Origin of the sequence: Streptosporangium sp. NPDC023615 (assembly GCF_040640155.1) — a bacterium.
Lineage (GTDB): Bacteria > Actinomycetota > Actinomycetes > Streptosporangiales > Streptosporangiaceae > Streptosporangium.
This window is the reverse complement of record NZ_JBFABE010000018.1, coordinates 93,482-114,336: the sequence shown is the minus strand read 5'-3', so window position 1 is coordinate 114,336 and position 20,855 is coordinate 93,482. Positions and strand designations below refer to the sequence as shown.

Annotated in this window: 18 protein-coding genes; 6 read left to right on the top strand and 12 right to left on the bottom strand. The window is 73.2% G+C overall.

Annotated elements, in window-relative coordinates; genetic code table 11:
• The 10 genes from AB0G16_RS16160 to AB0G16_RS16115 all read right to left on the bottom strand — a co-directional run bounded on the left by AB0G16_RS16160 (position 1) and on the right by AB0G16_RS16115 (position 9,682).
• Positions 1 to 1,377, bottom strand: a complete 1,377-nt coding sequence (locus tag AB0G16_RS16160) for a cation:proton antiporter (RefSeq protein WP_362805070.1) — start codon at positions 1,375 to 1,377, stop codon at positions 1 to 3.
• Entirely contained in the window at positions 1,374 to 3,197 is a 1,824-nt protein-coding gene (locus tag AB0G16_RS16155; protein ID WP_362805068.1) for an ABC transporter substrate-binding protein, read from the bottom strand. Before AB0G16_RS16155 ends, AB0G16_RS16160 begins: the two co-directional genes overlap by 4 nt.
• A complete protein-coding gene (locus tag AB0G16_RS16150) occupies positions 3,194 to 3,595 on the bottom strand; it encodes a hypothetical protein (RefSeq protein WP_362805065.1) in 402 nt (133 codons plus the stop codon). Before AB0G16_RS16150 ends, AB0G16_RS16155 begins: the two co-directional genes overlap by 4 nt.
• Entirely contained in the window at positions 3,592 to 4,440 is an 849-nt protein-coding gene (ddaH, locus tag AB0G16_RS16145) for a dimethylargininase (protein WP_362805063.1), read from the bottom strand. The genes AB0G16_RS16150 and ddaH overlap by 4 nt, the downstream gene beginning before the upstream one ends.
• Positions 4,437 to 5,696 (bottom strand): ATP-grasp domain-containing protein, encoded by a 1,260-nt coding sequence (locus tag AB0G16_RS16140; RefSeq protein WP_362805060.1) that lies wholly within the window; start codon positions 5,694 to 5,696, stop codon positions 4,437 to 4,439. Before AB0G16_RS16140 ends, ddaH begins: the two co-directional genes overlap by 4 nt.
• On the bottom strand, positions 5,693 to 7,228 hold the full coding sequence (locus tag AB0G16_RS16135; RefSeq protein ID WP_362805057.1) for a class I tRNA ligase family protein: 1,536 nt from the start codon (positions 7,226 to 7,228) through the stop codon (positions 5,693 to 5,695). The genes AB0G16_RS16140 and AB0G16_RS16135 overlap by 4 nt, the downstream gene beginning before the upstream one ends.
• Positions 7,225 to 7,590 carry a cupin domain-containing protein gene (locus AB0G16_RS16130; RefSeq protein WP_362805054.1) on the bottom strand — a complete coding sequence of 122 codons (366 nt, stop codon included), beginning with the start codon at positions 7,588 to 7,590 and terminating at the stop codon, positions 7,225 to 7,227. Before AB0G16_RS16130 ends, AB0G16_RS16135 begins: the two co-directional genes overlap by 4 nt.
• Positions 7,591 to 7,620: 30 nt before the next feature.
• Entirely contained in the window at positions 7,621 to 8,919 is a 1,299-nt protein-coding gene (locus AB0G16_RS16125) for a SidA/IucD/PvdA family monooxygenase (protein ID WP_362805051.1), read from the bottom strand.
• A gap of 77 nt (positions 8,920 to 8,996) precedes the next feature.
• Entirely contained in the window at positions 8,997 to 9,164 is a 168-nt protein-coding gene (locus AB0G16_RS16120; RefSeq protein ID WP_362805048.1) for a hypothetical protein, read from the bottom strand.
• A 149-nt stretch (positions 9,165 to 9,313) separates the two neighbouring features.
• The gene (locus AB0G16_RS16115; RefSeq protein ID WP_362805045.1) at positions 9,314 to 9,682 is read right to left on the bottom strand and encodes a hypothetical protein; all 369 of its coding nucleotides are present in this window, start codon (positions 9,680 to 9,682) and stop codon (positions 9,314 to 9,316) included.
• A 357-nt stretch (positions 9,683 to 10,039) separates the two neighbouring features.
• On the opposite strand from AB0G16_RS16115, the gene AB0G16_RS16110 reads away from it, so the two are divergent.
• The 5 genes from AB0G16_RS16110 (at position 10,040) to AB0G16_RS16090 (ending at position 18,142) form a co-directional block, all read left to right on the top strand.
• Positions 10,040 to 11,029: a LuxR C-terminal-related transcriptional regulator gene (locus tag AB0G16_RS16110; protein ID WP_362805115.1), complete on the top strand. Its 990-nt coding sequence runs from the start codon at positions 10,040 to 10,042 to the stop codon at positions 11,027 to 11,029.
• Between the two features lie 395 nt (positions 11,030 to 11,424).
• A complete protein-coding gene (locus AB0G16_RS16105; protein WP_362805042.1) occupies positions 11,425 to 15,366 on the top strand; it encodes a Pls/PosA family non-ribosomal peptide synthetase in 3,942 nt (1,313 codons plus the stop codon).
• A gap of 45 nt (positions 15,367 to 15,411) precedes the next feature.
• A complete protein-coding gene (locus AB0G16_RS16100) occupies positions 15,412 to 16,698 on the top strand; it encodes a M1 family metallopeptidase (protein WP_362805040.1) in 1,287 nt (428 codons plus the stop codon).
• A gap of 158 nt (positions 16,699 to 16,856) precedes the next feature.
• On the top strand, positions 16,857 to 17,288 hold the full coding sequence (locus AB0G16_RS16095; protein ID WP_362805037.1) for a DUF2809 domain-containing protein: 432 nt from the start codon (positions 16,857 to 16,859) through the stop codon (positions 17,286 to 17,288).
• 44 nt (positions 17,289 to 17,332) lie between these two features.
• On the top strand, positions 17,333 to 18,142 hold the full coding sequence (locus AB0G16_RS16090; protein ID WP_362805034.1) for a DNA-formamidopyrimidine glycosylase family protein: 810 nt from the start codon (positions 17,333 to 17,335) through the stop codon (positions 18,140 to 18,142).
• 103 nt (positions 18,143 to 18,245) lie between these two features.
• Here the strand turns inward: AB0G16_RS16090 and AB0G16_RS16085 are convergent, their stop codons facing one another.
• Positions 18,246 to 19,100: a tryptophan 2,3-dioxygenase family protein gene (locus AB0G16_RS16085; protein WP_362805031.1), complete on the bottom strand. Its 855-nt coding sequence runs from the start codon at positions 19,098 to 19,100 to the stop codon at positions 18,246 to 18,248.
• A gap of 149 nt (positions 19,101 to 19,249) precedes the next feature.
• Between AB0G16_RS16085 and AB0G16_RS16080 the strand changes: the two genes are divergently transcribed.
• Complete coding sequence (locus AB0G16_RS16080) at positions 19,250 to 19,675, top strand: Lrp/AsnC family transcriptional regulator (protein WP_362805112.1); 426 nt, start codon at positions 19,250 to 19,252, stop codon at positions 19,673 to 19,675.
• Positions 19,676 to 19,726: 51 nt separating this feature from the next.
• On the opposite strand, the gene AB0G16_RS16075 is transcribed toward AB0G16_RS16080, so the two are convergent.
• Positions 19,727 to 20,851: an alpha/beta fold hydrolase gene (locus AB0G16_RS16075; protein ID WP_362805027.1), complete on the bottom strand. Its 1,125-nt coding sequence runs from the start codon at positions 20,849 to 20,851 to the stop codon at positions 19,727 to 19,729.
• Positions 20,852 to 20,855 lie beyond the last annotated feature (4 nt).

Genomic DNA, 20,855 nt, shown 5'->3' with positions numbered 1-20,855 from the left:
TCACGCCTCCTTGGCGGTGGTCACGAGCTGCCTGTCGGCGGGGCCGTGCTCGGCGGTGCCCTGCAGGGTGTCGAAGAACTCCTCGCGGGCGGCCTCCTCCTCGGTGGGGTCGATCCTGGCGACCGCGTAGCGCAGCAGGGGCGGCGCCATCATCGAGGTCACGACCGCGACCAGGACGATGACCGTGTAGGACGCGGTGGTCAGCACGCCCAGGCGCAGGCCCACCATCGCGATGATGACCTCGATGACGCCCCGGGAGTTGAGGCCGGCGCCGAGCGCGAGGGCCTCCCAGCGGGTCCTGCGGGCGATGCGCGCCCCCAGGTAGGCGCCGGCGAACTTGGAGGCGATGGCGACGGCCAGCACCACGATCCCGGCGACGAGCACGGGAGGCTTGGCCAGCTCGGTCAGGTCCATCCGCAGGCCCGCGGTGGCGAAGAAGATGGGCGCGAGCACCGCGGCGACGAGCGTCTGCAGGGGCGCGAGCCTGGCGACCTTCAGGTCGGGCGAGGAGCCGACGAGCGCCCCGCAGACGAAGGCGCCGAGGATGGCCTCGAAGCCCATCGACTGGGTGGCGGCGGCCGAGAGCAGGAGCATGGCCGTCACCGCGGCGATCGTGGTGGCGCTCCCGCCCCGGTCGGCCAGGCGCAGCACCCCGGCGACGACCCTGCGGCCGAGCAGGAGCGACACCGCGACGATCCCGGCGAGCATCGCGACGGCGGTCAGCGCGGCCTGCCCGGTGCGCGCCCCGGCGGTGGCGAGCGCGGAGACCACCGAGAGCAGGAACCAGCCGGCCACGTCGTCGATGACCGAGCTGCTCAGGATGAGCTGGCCGATGTCGCGGTGCAGCAGGCGCATCTCCATCAGCACCTTGGCGATGACGGGGATGGCGCTGACGCAGAGCGCGACGCCCATGAAGAGCGCGAAGACGGTGGTGTCGACGCCTTCGGCGATCATCTCGGACGGGGCCAGGAACCCGAGCCCGACGCCGAGGACGAGCGGGACGAGCAGGCCGAAGCCGCTGATCCAGGCGGCGCTGCGGCCCTGGCGGCGGATGAAGCCCACGTCCAGGTGCATGCCGGTGAGTCCCACCAGCAGCAGGACGCCGAGCTGGCCGACCGCGTCGATCATGTGGAATCTGGCCGGGTCGGTGGGCAGCAGCCAGGCGGAGAACCCGGGGGCGACGTTGGCGAGCAGCGAGGGCCCGATCAGGATGCCGGCGGTGAGCTCACCGAGCAGGGCGGGCAGCCCGAACCGGACCGACAGGCGTCCCAGGACGGTGGCCAGCCCCAGGAGCACGCCGAGCTGCAGCAGCAGGACCAGGAGGTTGTGGGCGGGGATGACGGCGACGGGTGCCGCGGCGATCGTCATGGGGGTCATTCACCGTTCTCGACGTAGTACCAGTTCTCGGGGCTGATCATCCCGAAGGGGTTGATCGGCTCGAAGCCGCGCAGCTCGTTGGAGACCTCGAACAGCCGCAGGGAGAAGTTCGGGATGAAGATGACCGGGACCTGCTCGGCGATGTAGTCCTGGTACTCGTACAGCGCGGCGGGGTCGTCGCTGGTCAGGGTGCGGTCGATGAGCTCGTCGGCGCGGGGGTCGGTGTAGTGGCCGAAGTTGCCGCCGGCGTCGGTCCGGAAGAGGATCTCGCCGCTCGGGTAGTGGTAGACCCACCCGCCGCCCCAGGTGCTGAGCTCCCACAGGCAGGGGCTGTCGGGCCCGGGGACGCAGGGCGCGTCCTCGGCCACCAGCACCGAGCCGTAGACCTCCTGCAGCCGCATCTCGACGCCGGCCTTGGCCGCGTCGTCGCGGAACTGCTCCATCAGGCGGGTCAGGGCGGGGCGGCCCTCGGCGTACCGCAGGGAGAAGCTGAGCCTGGTGCCGCCGGGGATGCCGGCGCCGGCCTGGCCGGGGCCCTCGCCGGGGTTGACGCAGACGGCCGGCGTGGTGCTGGTGTCCCAGCCGTTGGCCTCCAGCAGCGCGCGGGCCCGCTCGGCGTCGAAGGGCAGGATCGGCGCGCCCTGCAGGGTGGGCGAGACCAGGTCGCTCACCGGGTAGCGGGGCACCGGGCCGTCCTGGCGGTAGGCGTAGCCGTGGTAGATGTCGCGGGCCGCCCGGTCCTGGTCGAGCGCGTGCTGCATCGCCTGCCTGATGTAGGTCTGGGCGAGCATCTTGCCGGCGACGGTGGGGTTGTTGTAGTTGAGCGGGATGTAGCGGATGCAGAAGGCCGCCTGCGGGACCAGCGTGTAGTGCTCGGCCAGCGGGTTGGGGCCGCCCTTGGTGGGGTCGTCGGTCGGCTCGGTGCTGAAGCTCAGCGGCAGGTAGCCGACCTGGACGCCGTCGGGGCCGTCCGGGCCCTCCAGCAGCTTCTGGTACTCCTCGCCGTCGGACATGAAGGGGACCTGGCGGAACTCGTCCAGGTGCGCCTTGTTCGGCCCGGAGTAGTGCTCGTTGGGGACGAAGGTGACGACGCCCTCCATGGTGTAGCTCTTCAGCCGCCACGGGCCGCTGACCACGCTCCACACCGGGCTGGTGGCCCAGTGCACCCGGTCGGAGTTGTCCTCCTCGATGACGCCGCCGTTCTCGGCCATCAGGAAGTCGTAGACGGCGGCGACGTTGTCCAGGCCGTAGGAGGCGTCCGAGGGCCCGTCGGCGGTGCGGTCCCACGCCTTGGGCATGGGGGTGATGGTGCTGAGCTGGTTCATCAGCACCCAGCGCTTGGAGTAGACCTTGTCGAAGGTGAAGTACACCTTGTCCTCGGCGAGCTTGCCGTAGGAGACCAGGTTGTCGGGGAAGCAGCCCGGGACGTACTCGCCGTAGCGCTCGCCCTTGACCGCCATCATGTGCACCCAGAACAGGACGTTGTCCGCGCAGATCGTCTCGCCGTTGGACCACTTCCAGGGCTTGACGGTGACGGTGACGGTGAGGCCGTCCTCGCTCCACTCGGGGGGCTCGCCGATGCTGAGGTCGTAGTCGACCTCGGGGGTGCCGTGGGTGCCGAAGAAGTACAGCGGCCGGTACATGAGGATCTGGAACTCGAGCAGGTTGCGGGTGCCGAAGCGCTCCGGCGGGGTGAAGGGGAAGATGATCGACGGGGGGAATCCGGGCGCGCAGGCCCACGTCACCGTGCCGCCCTTCCTGGGCGTGCCGGGCTTGCCCTGCTCGTCGGCGTCCGGGCGGGCGATGGTGTTCAGGGTCATGTCCGGCTCTCAGTCGTCTGGTGGGTGTCGGCGGACGCGGTGCGCGCGGTCTCGCCGGAGGTGGCGGGGTCGATCTCCTCCAGGAGGGAGACGCCTCTGCTCGCGTGGGCGCCGAAGCGCTCCCACGTCTCGTGGAGCAGGACGCGCCCGTCGGGGAGCAGCTCGGGGGTGCTGCGGCAGTGGCCCGACACGACGGCGCCGGTGTCGAGGACCATGGTGTAGGCGAAGTCGAGGGTGCCGTCGGGGGCGCAGAGCCCGGTGAGGCTCCCCCGGCGGGCGTGGCCGCCGGAGAACTCCCCCCACAGCAGGTCGCCGTGCTGGCGGTACAGGGCGATCGGGTGGCTCTCGGAGGAGGGGACGCCGCCGGTGGTGAAGCGGCGCCCGTTGTAGTCGATCATGATCGGGCCGCCCTGAGCTCGAGGGTGCAGCACTTGGCGCTGCCGCCGGACTTCAGCAGTTCGGACAGCTCGACGCCGATGGGCTCGTAGCCGCGCTCGCGCAGCTCGCCCATCAGGTGGGTGGCCGCGGGCGGCAGCAGGACGTGGCGGCCGTCGGAGACGGCGTTCAGCCCGAACACCTCGGCGTCGGCCTCGTCGGCGATGATCGCGTCGGGGTACAGGACGCGCAGGACGCCCTGGCTCTCCCGCGAGAAGGCGCCGGGGTAGTACATGATCTGGTCGCGGCCGAGCACCGCGAGCGCGGTGTCGAGGTGGTAGAAGCGCGGGTCGACCAGCCTCAGTCCCGCCACGGGCATCCCGAAGAACCTTTCCGCCTCGCGGTGCGAGCGGATGTCGGTGCGGAAGCCGGTGCCGGCCAGCAGGTACCTGCCGGCGTGCAGGTAGTCGCCCTCGCCCTCGTTGACGTGGACCGCCTCGCGGGTCCGGTAGCCGCGGGCGCGGAACCACTCCAGGTAGGCGGGGCCCTCGGCGGCGCGCTCCTCGTGGCGGAACCTGGCCGAGAGCACCTTGCCGTCGACGACCGTGGCGCCGTTGGCGGCGAACACCATGTCGGGGTAGCCGGGCAGCGGCTCGATGAACTCCACCTGGTGGCCCAGGGCGCGGAAGGCGCGCACCAGGCCGTCCCACTGGAGCTTGGCCAGCGCGCCGTCGACCGGCTTGCCCGGGTCCATCCAGGGGTTGATGGAGTAGACGACGTCGAAGTGGGTGGGCGGGCACATCAGGTAGCGGCGGGTGCGGGCGACGCGGCGGGTCGTCCGCAGCGCCTCCTCGGCGAGCTGGGTCACGACGCCTCCCCGTCCCGGTCGAACGTGACGGTGATCTTGGAGGCGTACTCCAGCATCGTCGCCCTGGCGTCCTCCAGCGAGGTGCCGGTGGTGCCCAGGAAACCGAGGATGCTGTTGCCCTCCGGCGGGCGCCGGACGACGTCCCCCGGACTGGCGGTGATCTTGAGGAAGAAGACCTTCTCGGACTCGGAGACCTCGGCGGGCACGTCGATCCGGGCGATGCGGCCGGCGTCGCACAGCAGGCACATCGCGGTGACGTGGACGCCGGTCGGCCGGTAGTGGCGCACCCTGGGCGTGGCGCCGCGGGCGACGTCCATGACGGCGCGGATCGGGTTGTGCGCGGCGGTGATCTCGGCGATGAGGTCCAGGCCGCCGCCGCCGGGCCTGATCGCGATCTCCAGCAGGTACGGCTCGCCCCGGTGGAAGCGGACCTCGGCGTGCAGCACGCTGCGCCGCAGCCCCTGGGCGCGCACGCCGGCCGTGACCACCCGGTGGACCGCGGCCACCTGCTCGGGGGTGAGCGAGGTCGGCGCGTGGTGCACGTCGTCGTCGAAGGTGCCTCCCTCGACGGTGATGCGGTCCACGACCGAGCCGAGGTAGACCTCCTCGTCCCAGGCCACGGCCTCGATGAGGAACTCCTCGCCGTCGAGGTAGGACTCGACCAGCAGGCCGTGCGGGCCCAGGTCGAGGCCGTGCGCCTCCATCTCGAACCACGACATCCCCTCGATGCCGTCCAGCGCCCGGGGGAACAGCTCCTCCATCTCCGCGCTGTCGTCGATCTTGAACACGAAGTTGCTCGCGGCGCCCAGGGTGGGCTTGAGGATGACCGGGTAGCCGAACTCGGCGGCGGCGCCGAGCGCCTCGGACAGCTCGGTGACGAAGCGGAAGTCCGGGTGCGGCGCGTCGTGGGCGCGGTGCGCCTCGCGCATCAGCAGCTTGTTGCGGCTGGTCCTGGCCGCCTCGACGCCCACGCCGGGCAGCCCGAGCGCCTCGGCGACGGCCGCGACCGCGGTGACGGCCGACTCCGAGAAGGTGATGATCCCCTCGAAGCGCTCCTGCTCGTGCCACTGCTTGGCCTCGGTGATGAGGTCTTCGATGTTCTGGGAGCCCACCACGCGGTAGCGGTCGGCGGGCCAGAAGTCCGGGGTGCCGACGCCGTTGAGCACGTAGAGGTCGGCGCCGTAGGCGCGTACCTGCTCGTAGCGGGAGCGGTAGTAGGTGGCGTTCTGTCGGGCTTCCAGGGCGAGGAGTTTCATCGGGGGCTCCCGGGCAGTCGCGGTAGCAGGAAGGCGTCGATCGTCTCGGCGGAGGTGTCGAGGGTGAGCTCGACACCGGCCGCCTGGGCCTCGGCCGCGACGTCGATGAGGATGGGGGCGGCGCAGGCGAGCAGGGCGCGCACCTCCATCAGGAGGTCCCCTGGCTCGTCGCGCTCGGCGGTCAGCAGCCGCGAGAGCTGGGTGACGATGCCGTCGGCCGCCCGGGTCAGGCTGAAGGAGCCCAGGTCGTAGCAGAGCCTGAACCTCTCGACGACCACCGCGGCCCGGCGGCGCCCGGCGGCGGTGACCTTGAGCTCCTCCCCCGGGTCGGTGACGAGGGCGTCGAGGCGGTCGGCGAGCGCGTTCCACGGCCCGCGCAGCCGGTGGGCGGTGACCTTGTCGAGCCCCTCGCGGGTGAAGTTGGCCCGCTGGTCCTCCGGGCAGGTCAGCGCGAGGTAGAACCGGACGAGGTCGCGCGGGACCTCGGCGACCAGGTCGGCGCCGCGGATGAGGTGGCCGCGGCTGGTGGAGAACTTCTCGTTCTCCAGCTCGTAGAACTCGTTGCAGACGTTGGCGTCCGGGGTGAGGTAGCGGTCGCCGTGGGCCAGCAGCATGACCAGGTCGACCAGGCCCCAGAAGTAGACGTTGTCGAACCCGTGGAAGTAGACGAGCTCGTTGCCGCTGCCGGCGCGCCAGGCCTGGTCGACGGGGCCCTCGGGCTCGCCGGCCGCCTTCCAGGTGCTGTAGATCGAGGCGGGCATCGCCTCGACCCACGGGTAGAGGATCTGGCCGGGCGTCTCGGCGAACGGCGCCTCGATCCCCCAGCCCGGCGACGGCACCGTGATCGGGATCTCCGGGAGCGGCCGGGCCAGGATCTCGCGGATGAGCTGCCTGGCGTGTCCCCTCCAGGTGTTCTCGCGGGCGGCGTAGTAGGCGACGAGCTCCTCGCGGTAGTTCTCCACCGGCAGGACCAGGACGGTGACCTCGCGCGAGGTCACCGGGTCGGACGGGTCGAGGACCGAGCGCGGGTCGCCCAGGTCGTCGAAGTGGTTGGGGTGGCCGCACCCCTCGCACGAGCCGCCGCAGCTCTCGGTCAGGCAGGCCGGGCACTCGCCCTTGACCAGGCCGTCGAAGAGGTACAGCCCGGCTTTCTGCGCGTACGGCATGCGCACGGTCCGCAGCTCGAACCGGCCCCGCTCGTGCAGGGCGGCGACGAAGTCCAGGACGGTCCGCCGGTAGGCGTCGTCGACGGGCGGCAGCGGGGCCAGCGAGAGGCCCATGGCCTCGACCGACCGCTGGATGGCGGCGGTGGAGGTCGCGCACAGCTCGGCCGGCGTGGTGCCGTGCCTGCCCGCCGTCGAGATCATGTACGACTGGCTGTCGTCGGTGCAGGTGTTGTAGTTGACGGCGCGGCCGTCGGCCCGCAGGTAGCGGGCGTAGACGTCGCCGGCGATGTAGGGGCCCGCCATGTGGCCGACGTGCAGGTCCCCGTTGGGGGTCGGCGTCGCGGCGATGACGATCGTCTCCGTCATCTCTCCTCCTGGTGGCGGCTGTCGAACGCGCGGGTCATGTCGTGGTCCCACCAGATGCCGTACATCCGGAAGTCGGCGGTGCCGTCGTTGACGACCCGGTGGTCGGTGCCGGGCGGGAAGTAGACGACGTCCCCGGCGGAGAAGACGCTGCTCTCGCCCTCGCTCTCCAGGACGGCCTCGCCGGACATGGCGATGAAGATCTCGTACTCGTGGTGGGCGTGCCGGGTCGAGGCGGTGCCGGGCTCGATGACGCACCAGGCACCCTCGAACGGCGCGTTCAGCGTCTCCCACGGCAGCAGCCGCTTGGCGAGCAGGCCGTTGTCCTGGCGCAGTTGGGCGGGGTCAAAGGAACGGAGGTCCACGGGATCTCTCCTCGAAGGGTTCGGGGGGTGTCAGGAGGCGACCGGGAGCGCGAGCGGTGTCAGGAGCTCGGCGGCGGCGTTGGTCCCCTGGATGTCGCCGACGATCTCCTCCGCCCGGTTGGCCAGCGTGCTGAGCAGGGAGTCGGCGATGCCGTGGGTGTCCTCGTTGACGCCCTGCAGGTAGCAGGCGGCGCCCGAGCCCGTGGGCAGGGTCAGCTTGTAGAAGCGGTCGACGCCGATCTCGCCGAGGCCGGCCCCGGCGGCGAGGTCGCGGATCAGCGTGGGCATCCGGCGGTCGAAGCCGGTGCCGAGCAGCAGGACGTCGCAGGGCAGCTCGTCGAGGACGCCGCTCTTCCTGTCGCGGAGGGTGAGGACGATCTCCTCCCCCTGGGTCCTGGCGCCGGCGATCTCGGCCATCGTGATCATCCGGATCCTCTCCCGTCCGGTGAGGCGCTCCAGGTAGATCTGCCGGTAGAGGCTCTCCAGCAGGCCCGGGGACAGGCCCGCGTAGTTGGTGCGGTGCATCTCCGACAGCAGCTGGCGGCGGGCATCGGGGAGCGAGCGGTGGAACTCGTCGACGAAGGAGGCGTAGAAGAGCTCGTTGGTGAACTTGCTGCTCTCGTAGCCGTTGAGGCCGATGGAGCGCATCACCATCGTGCACTCGGCGTTGGGCATGCTCTGGTGGGTGGCCCACAGCATCTCGGCCGCGCTCTGCGCGCCGCCGATGACGGCGACCCGGTGCGGGGCGTCGTGGTCCAGCCCGGCGATCTTCTGGCTGTACTCGGTGCTGTGGATGATCCGCTCGCGGGGGATCGCGTCGAACACCTCGGGGACGTGCGCGTCACGGCCCGCGCCGACCACCAGGGTGCGGCAGCCGATGGTCGAGCCGTCGGCGAGGTGGACGACCCACCGCTCGACGCCGCCGTCCTCGGCCAGGACCGGTTCGACCGTCACGCAGCGCCGGCCGTACTCGATGCGCACCTGGGCGAGCGACTGCGCCACCCAGAGCAGGTAGTTCGAGATCTCCATTCTGTACGGGGTGAAGCTGCCCAGGTTGACGAATTCACTGAGCCTTCCCACGGAGTGCAGATGGTTCACGAAGGAGAATCTGCTCTGCGGATTCCTGAGCGTCACCAGGTCCTTGAGAAAGGAGACCTGACTCTGGGTCCAGGGCAGCAGCATTCCTCGCTGCCACACCACGTTCTCGTGCTGTTCTATGATCAGCGTTCTGGTGGCAAGTTCCGGAGCGAGCTCTTCGAGGGCCACGGCGAGGGCGAGGTTGGACGGCCCTGCGCCGAGGGCGAGTAACTCGACTTCCTGGTGCTTCACGGTGGTCGCCTCCCGGACGACTTCTCGGGCGCGGTGCCCGTGACGAATGGTCTTTTCTTGGGTTTCTCCTGGTCGGCTCACTGCCAGCCGGCTCCGCCGGCCGTGGCGAGGGCCGCGGTGAACGCGGCGCCCTCGAAGCCGGCGGTGCTCCTTCCCGGCACGGTCGCGGCGGCGACGGGGGTGACGATGGCGGTGAGCGAGAGGACGCCGAGGGCGGGGGCGGTGGAGCGGAGCGTGGTACCCATTGTTCTTCTTTCCTTTCGGCCGACGATTCTCGGCGCCCTTTTTTCCGTTCCACGGGATCTCTCCATACTGCTTTCCGGAAATTTCCCGTTTCGTTCTGACACTTTGATTCTTCGTCGATCGTGGTGGGTCCGGGAAGGCCCAGGGGCTGTCAGCGCGCTGCAATGGCAGGACGCTGACAGGCCTCCTCTCCGAGCATGCCGAGGCGCCCGAGCGCGAGTTCGAGGTCGGTGCCGCAGGCCACCAGCGACCAGCCCGCGAGGCCGGGCACGCCCTCCAGGCCGCGCAGGCACAGCCGGGCCGCCGCGCTCTCGGCCTCGTCGAGGGTGGACCTGCGGATGAAGAGGCCGAGGTGGATCCCGGCGGGGTGGTCCTCGCTGTAGATGTGCTCTATCCCGTCACCGGGCTCCGCCAGCGCCAGGAGCAGGCTTCGGAGCTCTCGCGCGAGCATCCGCCCGCCGGGCGGGGCCGGCCGGCCTTCGGTCTCGGGGGCGCGCAGGCGCGCGTTGATGAGATACATGACACGACCGTGGTTCGCGCGCGGCGAATGCACCAGGCGTTTCCGCTGGCAGGTCCCTGGCGTGGCAGGATCATGCCACCGCCCCGGACACCCCCTCCCCCGGTAAACGCGGCGCCGGCGCCCCGGCGGAAACCGCCCGGGAGCCTCCCGGGGCGCCGGGAGGCCCCCGCCCCGGACGGCACTCCCCGTGGCCCGGTCCGGGAGGCTCCCCCGCAGGTCACGGCACCTCGCCGGGGGCGCGGCCGATCGCGTAACCGGGTCATCACTGCGCCCGGCTACCTTCAGCCTGTGATCGTCGTGGGCCCCGCCCATCGAATCGCGTCGCGGTCATGCTCGAACAGTGGAGGGGTCGTGCTCATGCTGCTTGGCATCGGGTCCGCCGAGGAAACCGTCTACCGCACCATCTTGGAGAACCCCTCCTACGGGGTGACCGAACTGAGCCTGGAGCTGGACTGGCCGGTCGACCGGGTCCGCGCCACCCTGGACGAGCTGGCCAAGCTGTCGCTGCTGCGCCCCTCGTGGGAGGAGCCGGACGTGCTGCGCCTGGTCCGCCCGGAGGTGGGACTGGCCGCGCTGCTGGCCCGCGAGGAGGCCGCGCTGCTTGCCAAGCAGCAGGAGATCGAGCGGAGCCGGACGGCCGTCGCCCAGATGATCGCGGCCTACGGCGACCAGAACACCGCGCGCCCGAGCGACGACTCCGAGGCACTCGTCGGCATCGACACGATCCGCAACAGGATCGAGGAGCTGGTCGCCGACTGCCGGCAGGAGCTGCTGGGTTTCGAACCCAGGAGCGCCCAGACGCCGGAGAACATCATGGCGAGCCGCCCGCTGGACGAGGCGCTGCTCGGGCGCGGCGTGGCGGTGCGCATCATCTACCCCGACAGCGTCCGCAACGACCAGGCCACCACCGGGTACGCGACCTGGCTCACCGGGAACGGCGGCCGGGTCCGCACCACGCCCGTCCTCCCGCTCCGCATGCTCATCTTCGACGGGCGGACGGCCCTGCTGCCGACCGACCCCGCCGACAGCAGCGTTGGAGCGGTCCTGCTGCGCGGGGCGGGCGTCGTCGCCGCCCTGGTCGCCCTGTTCGAGCAGACCTGGGGGGGCGCCGCCCCCCTGGGCGAGGAGCGCAGGCGCGACGAGCAGGGGCTCAGCGACCAGGAACGCGAGGTGTTCCGCCTGCTCTCGACGGGGCTGACCGACGAGGCGGTGGCCCGGAGGCTCGACGTCTCGGTGCGTACCCTGCGGCGGGTCACCGCCGACCTGATGGAACGGCTCGACGCCCGCAGCCGGTTCCAGGCCGGGTACCTCGCGGCCTCCAGGGGCTGGCTCCCCCCCTCCCCCTGACCGCACCCGGCGCCAGCCCCGCCCGACCCCGCCCGGCCCCCACCGGTCCCCGCCGGTCCCGCCCCCCACCGGTCCCCGCCGGCCCCGGCCCTCCCGGCCCTGACCGCACCCGGGCCCGATGACGCCCGGTCCCGGCCGTACCCCGCCCGTGACGACATTCCCGCCCGTGACCGGACCATCGGATGTCATCAACCGGAAAGCCACTGTTCACCGACGTACGCCCCCATGCCGGAAATGCGTTAACCCCGTGCGCATAGGCTGTCGGGGGACCGTGGAGGTCCGCAGGTCCGGGGCCTGAGGGGCCTCACGTCACATGGGGGAAGATCGTGGGCCCGTCACCAGCCGATACCGTCACGCCGTCGCGGGCGCTCCTGCCGGGAGGGACCGCGCCGCCGGTGAGGACGCTGCTGGACATCCTCGACGAGACCACGCGGCGCCACCCTCACGCGACCGCCCTCGACGACGGGCGGACCCGCCTGGACTACACCGGCCTGCGGGCCGAGGCCGGGCGCGTGGCCGCGGAGCTCCGGGCCGCCGGGGTCGGGCGCGGCGACCGGGTCGGCGTCCGCGTCCCCTCGGGCACCGTCGGCCTGTACGTCGCGATCGTCGCGGTCCTCACCGCCGGAGCCGCCTACGTGCCGGTCGACGCCGACGATCCCGACGAGCGGGCCGAGCTGGTCTTCGGCGAGGCGCGGGTCCGCGCGGTCATCGGCGACGGCGGCAAGATCGTCCCCTTTCCCGCGCACGACGCCTCCCCCGGCGACACCGCCGGCACCGCCGGCACCGCCGACGCCGCCGACACCACCGACACCACCGGCACCGCCGACGCCGCCGACGCCGGGGAGCGCCGGGACGGCCGGCCCGGCCCGGAGGACGACGCGTGGATCATCTTCACCTCCGGGTCCACGGGCAGGCCCAAGGGCGTGGCGGTCACCCACCGCAACGCGGCGGCGTTCGTGGACGCCGAGGCCGGGCTGTTCCTCGTCCCGGAGCCCATCGGCCCCGGTGACCGGGTGCTGGCCGGGCTCTCGGTGGCGTTCGACGCCTCCTGCGAGGAGATGTGGCTGGCCTGGCGGCACGGCGGCTGCCTGGTGGCGGCGCCCCGGGCGCTGGTGCGCACCGGCATGGACCTGGGGCCGTGGCTGATGGAGATGGGCATCACGGTCGTGTCGACGGTGCCGACCCTGGCGGCGCTCTGGCCGGTCGAGACGCTCGACGACGTACGACTGCTGATCTTCGGTGGTGAGGCGTGCCCTCCGGAGCTGGCCGAGCGGCTGGCCGTACCCGGGCGGGAGGTGTGGAACACCTACGGGCCCACCGAGGCCACGGTGGTGGCGTGCGCGGCACCGCTGACCGGGGAGGGGCCGGTGCGGATCGGGCTGCCGCTGGCGGGCTGGGACCTGGCCGTGGTCGGCGGGGACGGCGAGCCCGTGGCCATGGGTGGCACCGGCGAGCTGGTCATCGGCGGCGTCGGGCTCGCCCGGTACCTCGACCCGGTCAAGGACGCCGAGAAGTACGCCCCGCTGGAGTCGCTCGGCTGGGAGCGCGCCTACCGCAGCGGCGACGTGGTGCGGGCCGAGCCGGAAGGGCTGATCTTCGTCGGCCGGGCGGACGAACAGATCAAGCTGGGCGGGCGCAGGATCGAGCTGGGCGAGGTCGACGCGGCCCTGCGGGCGCTGCCCGGCGTCGCCGGGGCCGCCGCGGCCGTCAAGACCACCGCCGGCGGGCACCAGGTGCTCGTCGGCTACGTCGTCCCCGCCGAGGGGCCCGGCGGGGAGCCCTCCGGGGAATCCGGCGGGGCGTCCGGCGGGACGGCCGCCCGGGCCTTCGACAGGACGACGGCCGCCGAACGCCTCCGGCACACCCTGCCCGCCGCGCTGGTCCCCAGGATCGTCGTCGTGGACGACCTGCCGACGCGTACCTCCGGGAAGATCGACAGGGACGCCCTGCCCTGGCCGCCCCCCGGAGGGCTCGGCGGGCCCGACGGCCCCGGAGGGTCCGGCGGGGGCGCCGCCGCCGGGGTCCCGGACGTCGACGACTGGGTGGCCGACCGCTGGCTGGACGTCCTCGGCGGCGTCGAGGGCGACTTCTTCGCCGAGGGCGGCACCAGTCTGGCCGCGGCCCGGCTGGTCGCGGCGCTGCGGGAGCGGTACCCGGCGGTCACCGTCGGCGACGTCTACGACAACCCGACGCTGCCGGCGCTGGACGCATACCTGTCGGCGCTGGACGCGCCGGAGATCGTGACCACCGGCCGGACGGTCGCGCGGGTGCCGCGCCGCGCCGCGATCCTCCAGGCGGTGCTCACCGTGCCGCTGCTGACGGTGGGCGCGCTGCGCTGGGTGGTGGCCCTGGCCGCGCTGAACAACCTGGTGGACCTGCCCTGGGCGCCCGCCGTCCCCTGGTGGTGGGTGCTCGCGGGCGCGCTGCTGTTCGTCACCCCGGCCGGGCGGATCGCGCTGGCGGCGGCCGGGGCCCGGCTGCTGCTGCGCGGCCTGGAGGCGGGCACCTACCCCCGGGGCGGCGGGACGCACCTGCGGCTCTGGTTCGCCGAGCGGCTCTCCGAGCGGCTCGGCGTGGGCGAGGTGGCCTGCGCCCCCTGGCTCACCCACTACGCGCGGGCGCTCGGCGCCCAGATCGGCGACGACGCCGACCTGCACACGATGCCGCCGGTCACCGGCATGCTCAAGCTCGGCAGGGGCGCGGCGGTGGAGCCCGAGGTCGATCTGAGCGGTTACTGGATCGACGGCGACCGGGTGCGCGTCGGCGAGATCAAGATCGGCGCCTCCGCCACGGTCGGCGCCCGCGCCACCCTGTTCCCCGGCGCGAAGATCGGCAAGAACGCGCAGGTAGCGCCCGGTTCGGCGGTCGCGCGGCCGGTCCCGGCCGGGGAGCGCTGGGCGGGCGTGCCCGCGGGACGGGTGGGCAAGGCGCGCCCGCCGGCCGGGGAGCGGCCCCCGCGCTCGCGGCTCTGGGCGGCCGGCTACGGGCTGTCCGCGGCGGTGCTCTCCCTGTTCCCGGTGATCGCCGCGCTGCCGGGCCTGGCCGTGCTGCTGCGCGGCGGCGCCCCCTCGCTCGGCTCCGTCCTGGCCGCCGTACCGGTGGCCACGGTGGTCTCGGCGGCGACGCTGGCCCTGCTGATCGTGGCCTCGGTGCGGGTGCTGTCGGCCGGGCTGCACGCCGGCCAGCACCCGGTGCACAGCCGCCAGGCCTGGCAGGCGTGGGCGACGGGCCTGCTGATGTCGATGGCGCGCGTGTGGCTGTTCCCCCTGTACGCCAGCACGATCACCCCGGCCTGGCTGCGCGCCCTGGGCATGAAGGTCGGCCGGGACGTGGAGCTGTCGACGGTGCTGGCGCTGCCGTCGATGACCTCGGTCGGCGACGGCGCCTTCCTGGCCGACGACACGATGGTGGCGCCGTACGAGCTGGAGGGCGGCAGGATGCGCGTCGACCACGTGCGGATCGGCAAGCGCGCCTTCCTCGGCAACTCCGGCATGACCGCGCCGGGGCGCAAGGTGCCCAAGGACGGCCTGGTCGCGGTGCTGTCGGCGGCGCCCAAGAAGGCCAGGGCGGGCTCGTCGTACCTGGGCATGCCGCCGGTGGAGCTGCGCCGGGCGGCCGAGGAGGGCGACCGGAGCCGCACCTACGACCCGCCGGCGCGCCTGCGGGTCGCCCGCGCCGTGGTCGAGGTGTGCCGGGTGGTGCCGGTGATGTGCACGGTGGCCCTGACCGTGCTCGTCGCCGCGTGGCTGGAGTGGCTGGCGGGCGCGTACGGCTTCGCGGTGGCGGCGCTCCTGTCCGGGGTGGGGGTGCTGGGTGGCGGGGTGCTGGCCGCCGCGCTCGCCACCGTCGCCAAGTGGGCGCTGGTGGGGCGGATCGCGGTGGGCGACCGGCCGCTGTGGAGCTCGTTCGTGTGGCGCAACGAGCTGGCCGACACGTTCGTGGAGGTGCTGGCCGCGCCCTGGTTCGCCCAGCGCTGGCTGGGGACGGCGCCGCTGAACCTGTGGCTGCGCTCGCTGGGGGCGCGGGTGGGCCGGGGCGTGTGGTGCGAGACCTACTGGCTGCCCGAGGTGGACCTGGTCGAGCTGGGCGACGGGGTGTCGGTGAACAGGGGATGCGTGCTGCAGACCCACCTGTTCCACGACCGTGTGATGAGCATCGATACTGTCGTCATGCGAGCCGGATCGACCCTCGGGCCCCACGGGGTGATCCTGCCCGCGGCGACGATCGGGGAGAACACCACGGTCGGGCCGGCCTCGCTGGTGATGCGCGGCGAGTCCGTGCCCGCCGGAACCCGCTGGTTCGGCAACCCGATCGCGGCCTGGACCAGGCGGGGATAGCGCGAGAAGACGGCGCGAGAAGACAGTGAGACGAAGGAAGTCGGCGTGGTTCTGAGCACGGTCCCCCCGTTGTACTTCCCCATGCACGGCGACGACGGCTACCGGGTGGAGCACTACGACCTGACCCTGGACTACCGGGTGGGCCCGAACCGCCTCGGCGGCGTGGCCAGGATCTCGGCGGTGGCCCTGCGGCCGCTCACCCGCCTCACCCTCGACCTGGGCGCCTTCCGGGTGGGCGGGGTGACGATCGACGGCGCGCCGGTGCGGTTCACCCACCGCGGCGGCAAGCTGCACCTGTCGCCGGCGTCGCTGCGGGCCGGGCTGTTCACGATGGAGGTGCGCTACTCCGGTGTCCCGCGCCCGGTGTCCAGCCACTGGGGCGGCCTCGGCTGGGAGCAGCTCACCGACGGCGTCATCGTGGCCGGCCAGCCCATCGGGGCGCCGTCGTGGTTCCCCTGCAACGACCGGCCCGACGACAAGGCCGCCTACCGGATCTCGGTCACCACCGCCTCGGCGTACCAGGTGATCGCCAACGGGGAGCTGGTCTCCCGGCGGCAGGCCGCCTCGACGACCACGTGGGTGTACGAGCAGGCCGAGCCGATGGCCTCCTACCTGGCCAGCGTGCAGATCGGCCGCTACCGGCAGGCCGGGGCGGGGCCGGGGATGCGGCTGTTCTTCCCGGCCGGGCACGCCGTGCGGGTGCGCCACGACTTCGCCCGGCAGGAGGCGATGATGGAGGTCTTCACCGAGCGGTTCGGCCCGTACCCGTTCGGCTCCTACACCGTGGTCGTCACCGACGACGAGCTGGAGATCCCGGTCGAGGCGCAGGGAATGTCGATCTTCGGGATCAACCACGTGGACGGCAGGCGCGGCCAGGAGCGGCTGGTCGCGCACGAGCTGGCCCACCAGTGGTTCGGCAACAGCCTGACGATCTCCGACTGGCGCTCCATCTGGCTGCACGAGGGGTTCGCCTCCTACGCGGAGTGGGTCTGGTCGGAGAACTCCGGCGGCCCGTCGTCCGACGAGCACGCGCTCCGCTGGCACCGCAGGCTCTCGGCGCTCCCCCAGGACCTCGTGCTGGCCGACCCCGGCCCGCGGCGCCTGTTCGACGACCGCGTCTACCACCGCGGCGCCCTGACCCTGCACGCGCTGCGCCGGACCGTCGGCGACGACGCCTTCTTCGCGCTGCTCAGGGAGTGGACGGCCGGTCACAGGCACGGGAACGTCACCACCGAGGCGTTCGTCGCGCTGGCAGGGCGCCGGGCGCCGCGGCCGCTGGGCACGCTGTTCGCCGAGTGGCTGCACGACCCCCGCCTGCCCCGCCTGCCCTGATCCCCCCGGCGCCTCCCGGCCGGCCGCGTGATCCGCCGTGCCATCGGCCGGGTGACCCACCGTGCGGCCGGCCGCGCGATCCGGCGCGCCATCCACCGCCTGGTCCACCGCCCGATCGGCCGGGTGATCCCGTGACGCCAGGTCGCTATCGTGGGCGGATGCCCCCCGCCCTCCGCGCCCGCCTGCCCGCCGCGCTCGCCGCGGCTCTGACCGTCGCCGCCGGGCTGACCGTCCGCGCGGTCGCCGGCGGCTGGTTCGGCGCGTACGCCGGTGACGCCCTCTACACCGTGCTGGTGCACGCGCTGATCGTGTTCGTACGGCCCCCGGTCACCCCGGTGCGGGCCGCGCTCGGCGCGCTGGCGTTCAGCTGGGCGGTCGAGCTGGCCCAGCTCACCCCCGTCCCGGCCGCCCTGTCGGAGACGAGCGTCGTGGCCAGGCTGGTGCTCGGCAGCACCTTCGGGGCGGGCGACCTGGTGGCCTACGCGGCCGGGGCCGCCCTGGCCGCCACGGCCCACACCCTGCTCGTGCGGGGGCGGGGGCGGGGACAGCGGCGGGGGCACCGGCCGGGGCGGGCGGGCGTTCCGTCCTGACCCCGTCCCGACCATGGCCGGGCACGCCGTATCCTGGCCGGACCATGCCTGAGGGACACGTCATCCATCGCCTGGCCCGGGAGCACCTGCGGGCCTTCGGCGGCCACCGGGTCCGCGCGCTGAGCCCGCAGGGGCGCTTCGCCGCCGGGGCCCTGCTGATCGACGGACGGGTGCTCACCGAGGCCGACGCGCACGGCAAGCACCTGCTGCTGGGGTTCGACGACGAGCACTGGCTCCACGTACACCTGGGCATCTACGGCCGGTACGCCTTCGGCCCCGCGCCGGCGCCCGCGCCGACCGGGATGGTGCGGCTGCGCCTCAGCGGCGACGAGGAGTACGCCGACCTGCGCGGCCCCAACACCTGCGAGCTGCTCGACCCGGCCGGGAGGAAGGAGCTGCACGCCCGGCTGGGGCCCGACCCGCTGCGCGCCGACGCCGACCCCGAGCTCGCCTGGCGGCGGATCGGCCGGAGCCGGGCCTCCATCGGGATCCTGCTGATGGACCAGTCGGTCGTGGCGGGCGTGGGGAACATCTACCGGGCCGAGGCGCTGTTCCGGCAGGGGATCGACCCCTCGAGGCCTGGCCGGGACCTCACCCGCGCCCGGTGGGAGGCGGTGTGGGCGGACCTGGTGTCGCTCATGGCCGACGGTGTCCGGGTGGGCCACATCGACACGGTCAGGCCCGAGCACACGCCCGAGGCGATGGGCCGCCCGCCCCGGGTCGACGGCCACGGCGGCGAGGTCTACGTCTACCGGCGCTCGGGCATGCCGTGCCACCTGTGCGGCACCGAGATCCGCACGGAGGTCCTCACCGGGCGCAACCTCTTCTGGTGCCCGTCCTGCCAGACCGGCTGATCCCCGCCGGTCCCGCGCTCACGCGGGCCCGGCGCCCCGCCCGGACGCCGTGACGACGGGTCCGGCCCCGGCCGGGCCGCGCGGCCGCGGCGCCGGGACGGTCTCACATCAGGGTGCGGGCCGTCCAGAGCTCGGGGAAGATCTCCCGCCGCATGCTCCGCTCCAGCCAGCTCAGGCCGCTCGACCCGCCGGAGCCGGGCTTGGCGCCCATCGAGCGCCGTACCGCCATCAGGTGCCGGTAGCGCCAGTCGGAGAACTGCTCGGCCAGGTCGGTCAGGGCCTCGGCCAGCGGCGCGAGCGGCCCGTCGTAGACCTCGACCCAGGCCGCCTCGACCTCGGGGTCGGGCACGTACTCCGCGGTCAGGTCGCGCTCCAGCACGGAGGCGGGGACCGGGTACCCCTGGCGGGCGAGCAGGGCGAGCACCGAGTCGTACAGGCTCGGCCGCCGCAGCGCCTCGGTGAGCTCCTGGTACGCCTCGGGGTTGCGGCGGTGCGGCCGGATGAGCGCCTCGGACTTGTTGCCGAGCAGGAACTCCACGTGGCGGTAGAGCGCGGACTGGAAGCCGGACCCCTCGCCCAGGGCGTCGCGGAAGGAGTTGAACTGCGCCGGGGTCATCCAGCTCAGCGCGGCCCAGGCGGCGTTGAGCGCCTCGAAGTGCCGTACCGTCCGCTTGATCGTCAGCGTCGCGGCGGTGACGTCGTCGTCGTCGAGCTGGCGCTGGGCCAGGAGCCACTCCGAGCGGAGCAGCCCGAAGTACAGCTCCATCACCTGGGTGGTGACCAGGAACGCCAGTTCCTCGGGAGCGTCGGTGACGGTGCGCTGGAGGCCGTGCAGCGCGGCGGTTCCCACGTACTCGTCATAGGGGGTCCCGGCTTCGAAGCCGAGCGTCGGCAGCCCCGCGTTCTCCTCGGCCCGTGCCCTTCTGTCCTCTTCGGTGAGCTGCTTGATCCCGGTCATCGCTCCTCCTTCGTCTGTACACCTCCATGGTGCGCGGTATCGGTCACTACGGAAATAATGGAAGAAAGGTGATTATCGACTTGGGCCTTTGGAACGCAAGGCATCGAGCGGATCAGGTTACGACGTGACGGAGTGTGGTCGTGGACGCGATGGATTGGGCCCTGCTGACCGAGCTGCAGGACGACGCGCGCCTGTCGTACAGCGAGCTCTCCCGGCGGGTGCACCTGTCGGCTCCGGCGGTGGCCGAACGGGTGCGGCGGCTGGAGGAGACCGGGGTGATCACCGGCTACCACGCGCGGGTCGACGCGGCGATGGCCGGGCGCGGGGTGGCCGCCCTCATCAGGATGTCGTGCTACGGCCCGCGCTGCGTGCTCCGTGACGAGCAGGCGCTGGCCTGGCCGGAGATCCTGGAGGTGCACCGGGTGACCGGCGACACCTGCTGCCTGCTGCGGGTGGCCGCCGCCTCGATGACGGCCTTCGAGGAGATGATCGACCGGCTCGCCCCCTACGGGCACCCGTCGAGCATGATGGTGCTCTCCAGTCCCGTGCCCTGGCGGCCGCTCTCCGCCGGTTGAGGAGACCGGGGGCGAGGCCGGAAGGCGAGGCCGGGGGGCGGCCGGGACGGGTCAGGCCGGGCGGGCCGCCACCGCGTCGGCGACGGCCCCCGCGGTCGCCCGCCAGATCGGCGAGGCCGGATCGATGACGTCGAAGTGATCGCCCGACATCTCCAGGTAGGTCACCTCGTCCCCCGCCTCCCGCGCGGCCCGCGCGTAGCGGCGGCCGAAGTCGACGAGGTCCAGGTCGTCCCCGCCGCCCTGCACGATGAGCTGGGGCACGCCCAGCGGCAGGCGCTCCAGCGGCCCGGACAGCGCGTAGACCTCGGGCGCCTCGGCGACGGACCCGCCGAGGGCGCCGGCCACCGCGCCGGAGCTCATGTGCCTGCGGTCGCCCTCGGCCAGGTCCAGCACCCCCGCCAGCGAGACGGCGAGGGTGATCCGGTGGTCGTCGGCGGCGGCGCGCAGGGCGAGCTGCCCGCCCGCGGAGTGGCCGATCACCACCAGGGGGCCGCCCGCCTCCCGCGCCGCCGCGGCGACGCCCCGCGCCACGTCCCGGGTGGTGGCGGCCCAGCCGTGCAGGTCGGGGCGGCGGTATTCGAGGTTCCAGGTGGAGAACCCCCGCCCGGCGAGGTCCACGGCGAGCGCGTCCATCAGGTCCGCGCCCCAGATCGAGCGCCAGAAGCCGCCGTGCAGCAGCACCGCCACGGGGGCCGCCCCGGCGGGGGGCGCCGTCCCCGACGGCGGCTCCGGGGCGCCGCGCGGCGGGCGTACCTCGGCCCACTGGTCGGGGTGGTCGCCGTAGGCGACCCGGCGCGCGGGGTGCCGGGACCGGTGCACGGCGTGCCTGATCGCCCAGGTCAGCCCCCAGATGCCCCGGCCGTGCAGGTAGGGACCGGCCGCGCCGGGCGCGGGAGGGGCGGCGGGCGGCGTCCCGGACCGCGTCACGTCGAGCCAGACCGCCTCGGGGTACTCCGCGCGCAGCGCGCGGACCCGCGGATCCGGTCCGGGCAGGACGACCAGGACGCCGGGTGCCCCCAGGGCCTCCCGGAAGGCGGGCAGGTCGGGGGCGGCCGACAGCTCCCCGCCGACGCCGAGGGCCGCGAACTCCCGGTCGGCCACCTCGGTGAGCAGGCGGAGGTCGGCGACCAGACCGGGACCGGTGACCACCAGGACGTGCGGGTCCGGAGGAATCATCCGC

Excerpts from the sequence above, each read along its gene's own strand:
- AB0G16_RS16115 (WP_362805045.1), bottom strand. The coding sequence starts at position 9,682 with ATGTATCTCATCAACGCGCGCCTGCGCGCCCCCGAGACCGAAGGCCGG.
- AB0G16_RS16150 (WP_362805065.1), bottom strand. The coding sequence starts at position 3,595 with ATGATCGACTACAACGGGCGCCGCTTCACCACCGGCGGCGTCCCCTCC.
- AB0G16_RS16080 (WP_362805112.1), top strand. The coding sequence starts at position 19,250 with ATGGATTGGGCCCTGCTGACCGAGCTGCAGGACGACGCGCGCCTGTCG.
- AB0G16_RS16155 (WP_362805068.1), bottom strand. The coding sequence starts at position 3,197 with ATGACCCTGAACACCATCGCCCGCCCGGACGCCGACGAGCAGGGCAAG.
- AB0G16_RS16120 (WP_362805048.1), bottom strand. The coding sequence starts at position 9,164 with ATGGGTACCACGCTCCGCTCCACCGCCCCCGCCCTCGGCGTCCTCTCG.
- AB0G16_RS16160 (WP_362805070.1), bottom strand. The coding sequence starts at position 1,377 with ATGACCCCCATGACGATCGCCGCGGCACCCGTCGCCGTCATCCCCGCC.
- AB0G16_RS16095 (WP_362805037.1), top strand. The coding sequence starts at position 16,857 with ATGCCCCCCGCCCTCCGCGCCCGCCTGCCCGCCGCGCTCGCCGCGGCT.
- AB0G16_RS16085 (WP_362805031.1), bottom strand. The coding sequence starts at position 19,100 with ATGACCGGGATCAAGCAGCTCACCGAAGAGGACAGAAGGGCACGGGCC.
- AB0G16_RS16140 (WP_362805060.1), bottom strand. The coding sequence starts at position 5,696 with ATGAAACTCCTCGCCCTGGAAGCCCGACAGAACGCCACCTACTACCGC.
- AB0G16_RS16075 (WP_362805027.1), bottom strand. The coding sequence starts at position 20,851 with ATGATTCCTCCGGACCCGCACGTCCTGGTGGTCACCGGTCCCGGTCTG.
- AB0G16_RS16110 (WP_362805115.1), top strand. The coding sequence starts at position 10,040 with ATGCTGCTTGGCATCGGGTCCGCCGAGGAAACCGTCTACCGCACCATC.
- AB0G16_RS16090 (WP_362805034.1), top strand. The coding sequence starts at position 17,333 with ATGCCTGAGGGACACGTCATCCATCGCCTGGCCCGGGAGCACCTGCGG.
- AB0G16_RS16135 (WP_362805057.1), bottom strand. The coding sequence starts at position 7,228 with ATGACGGAGACGATCGTCATCGCCGCGACGCCGACCCCCAACGGGGAC.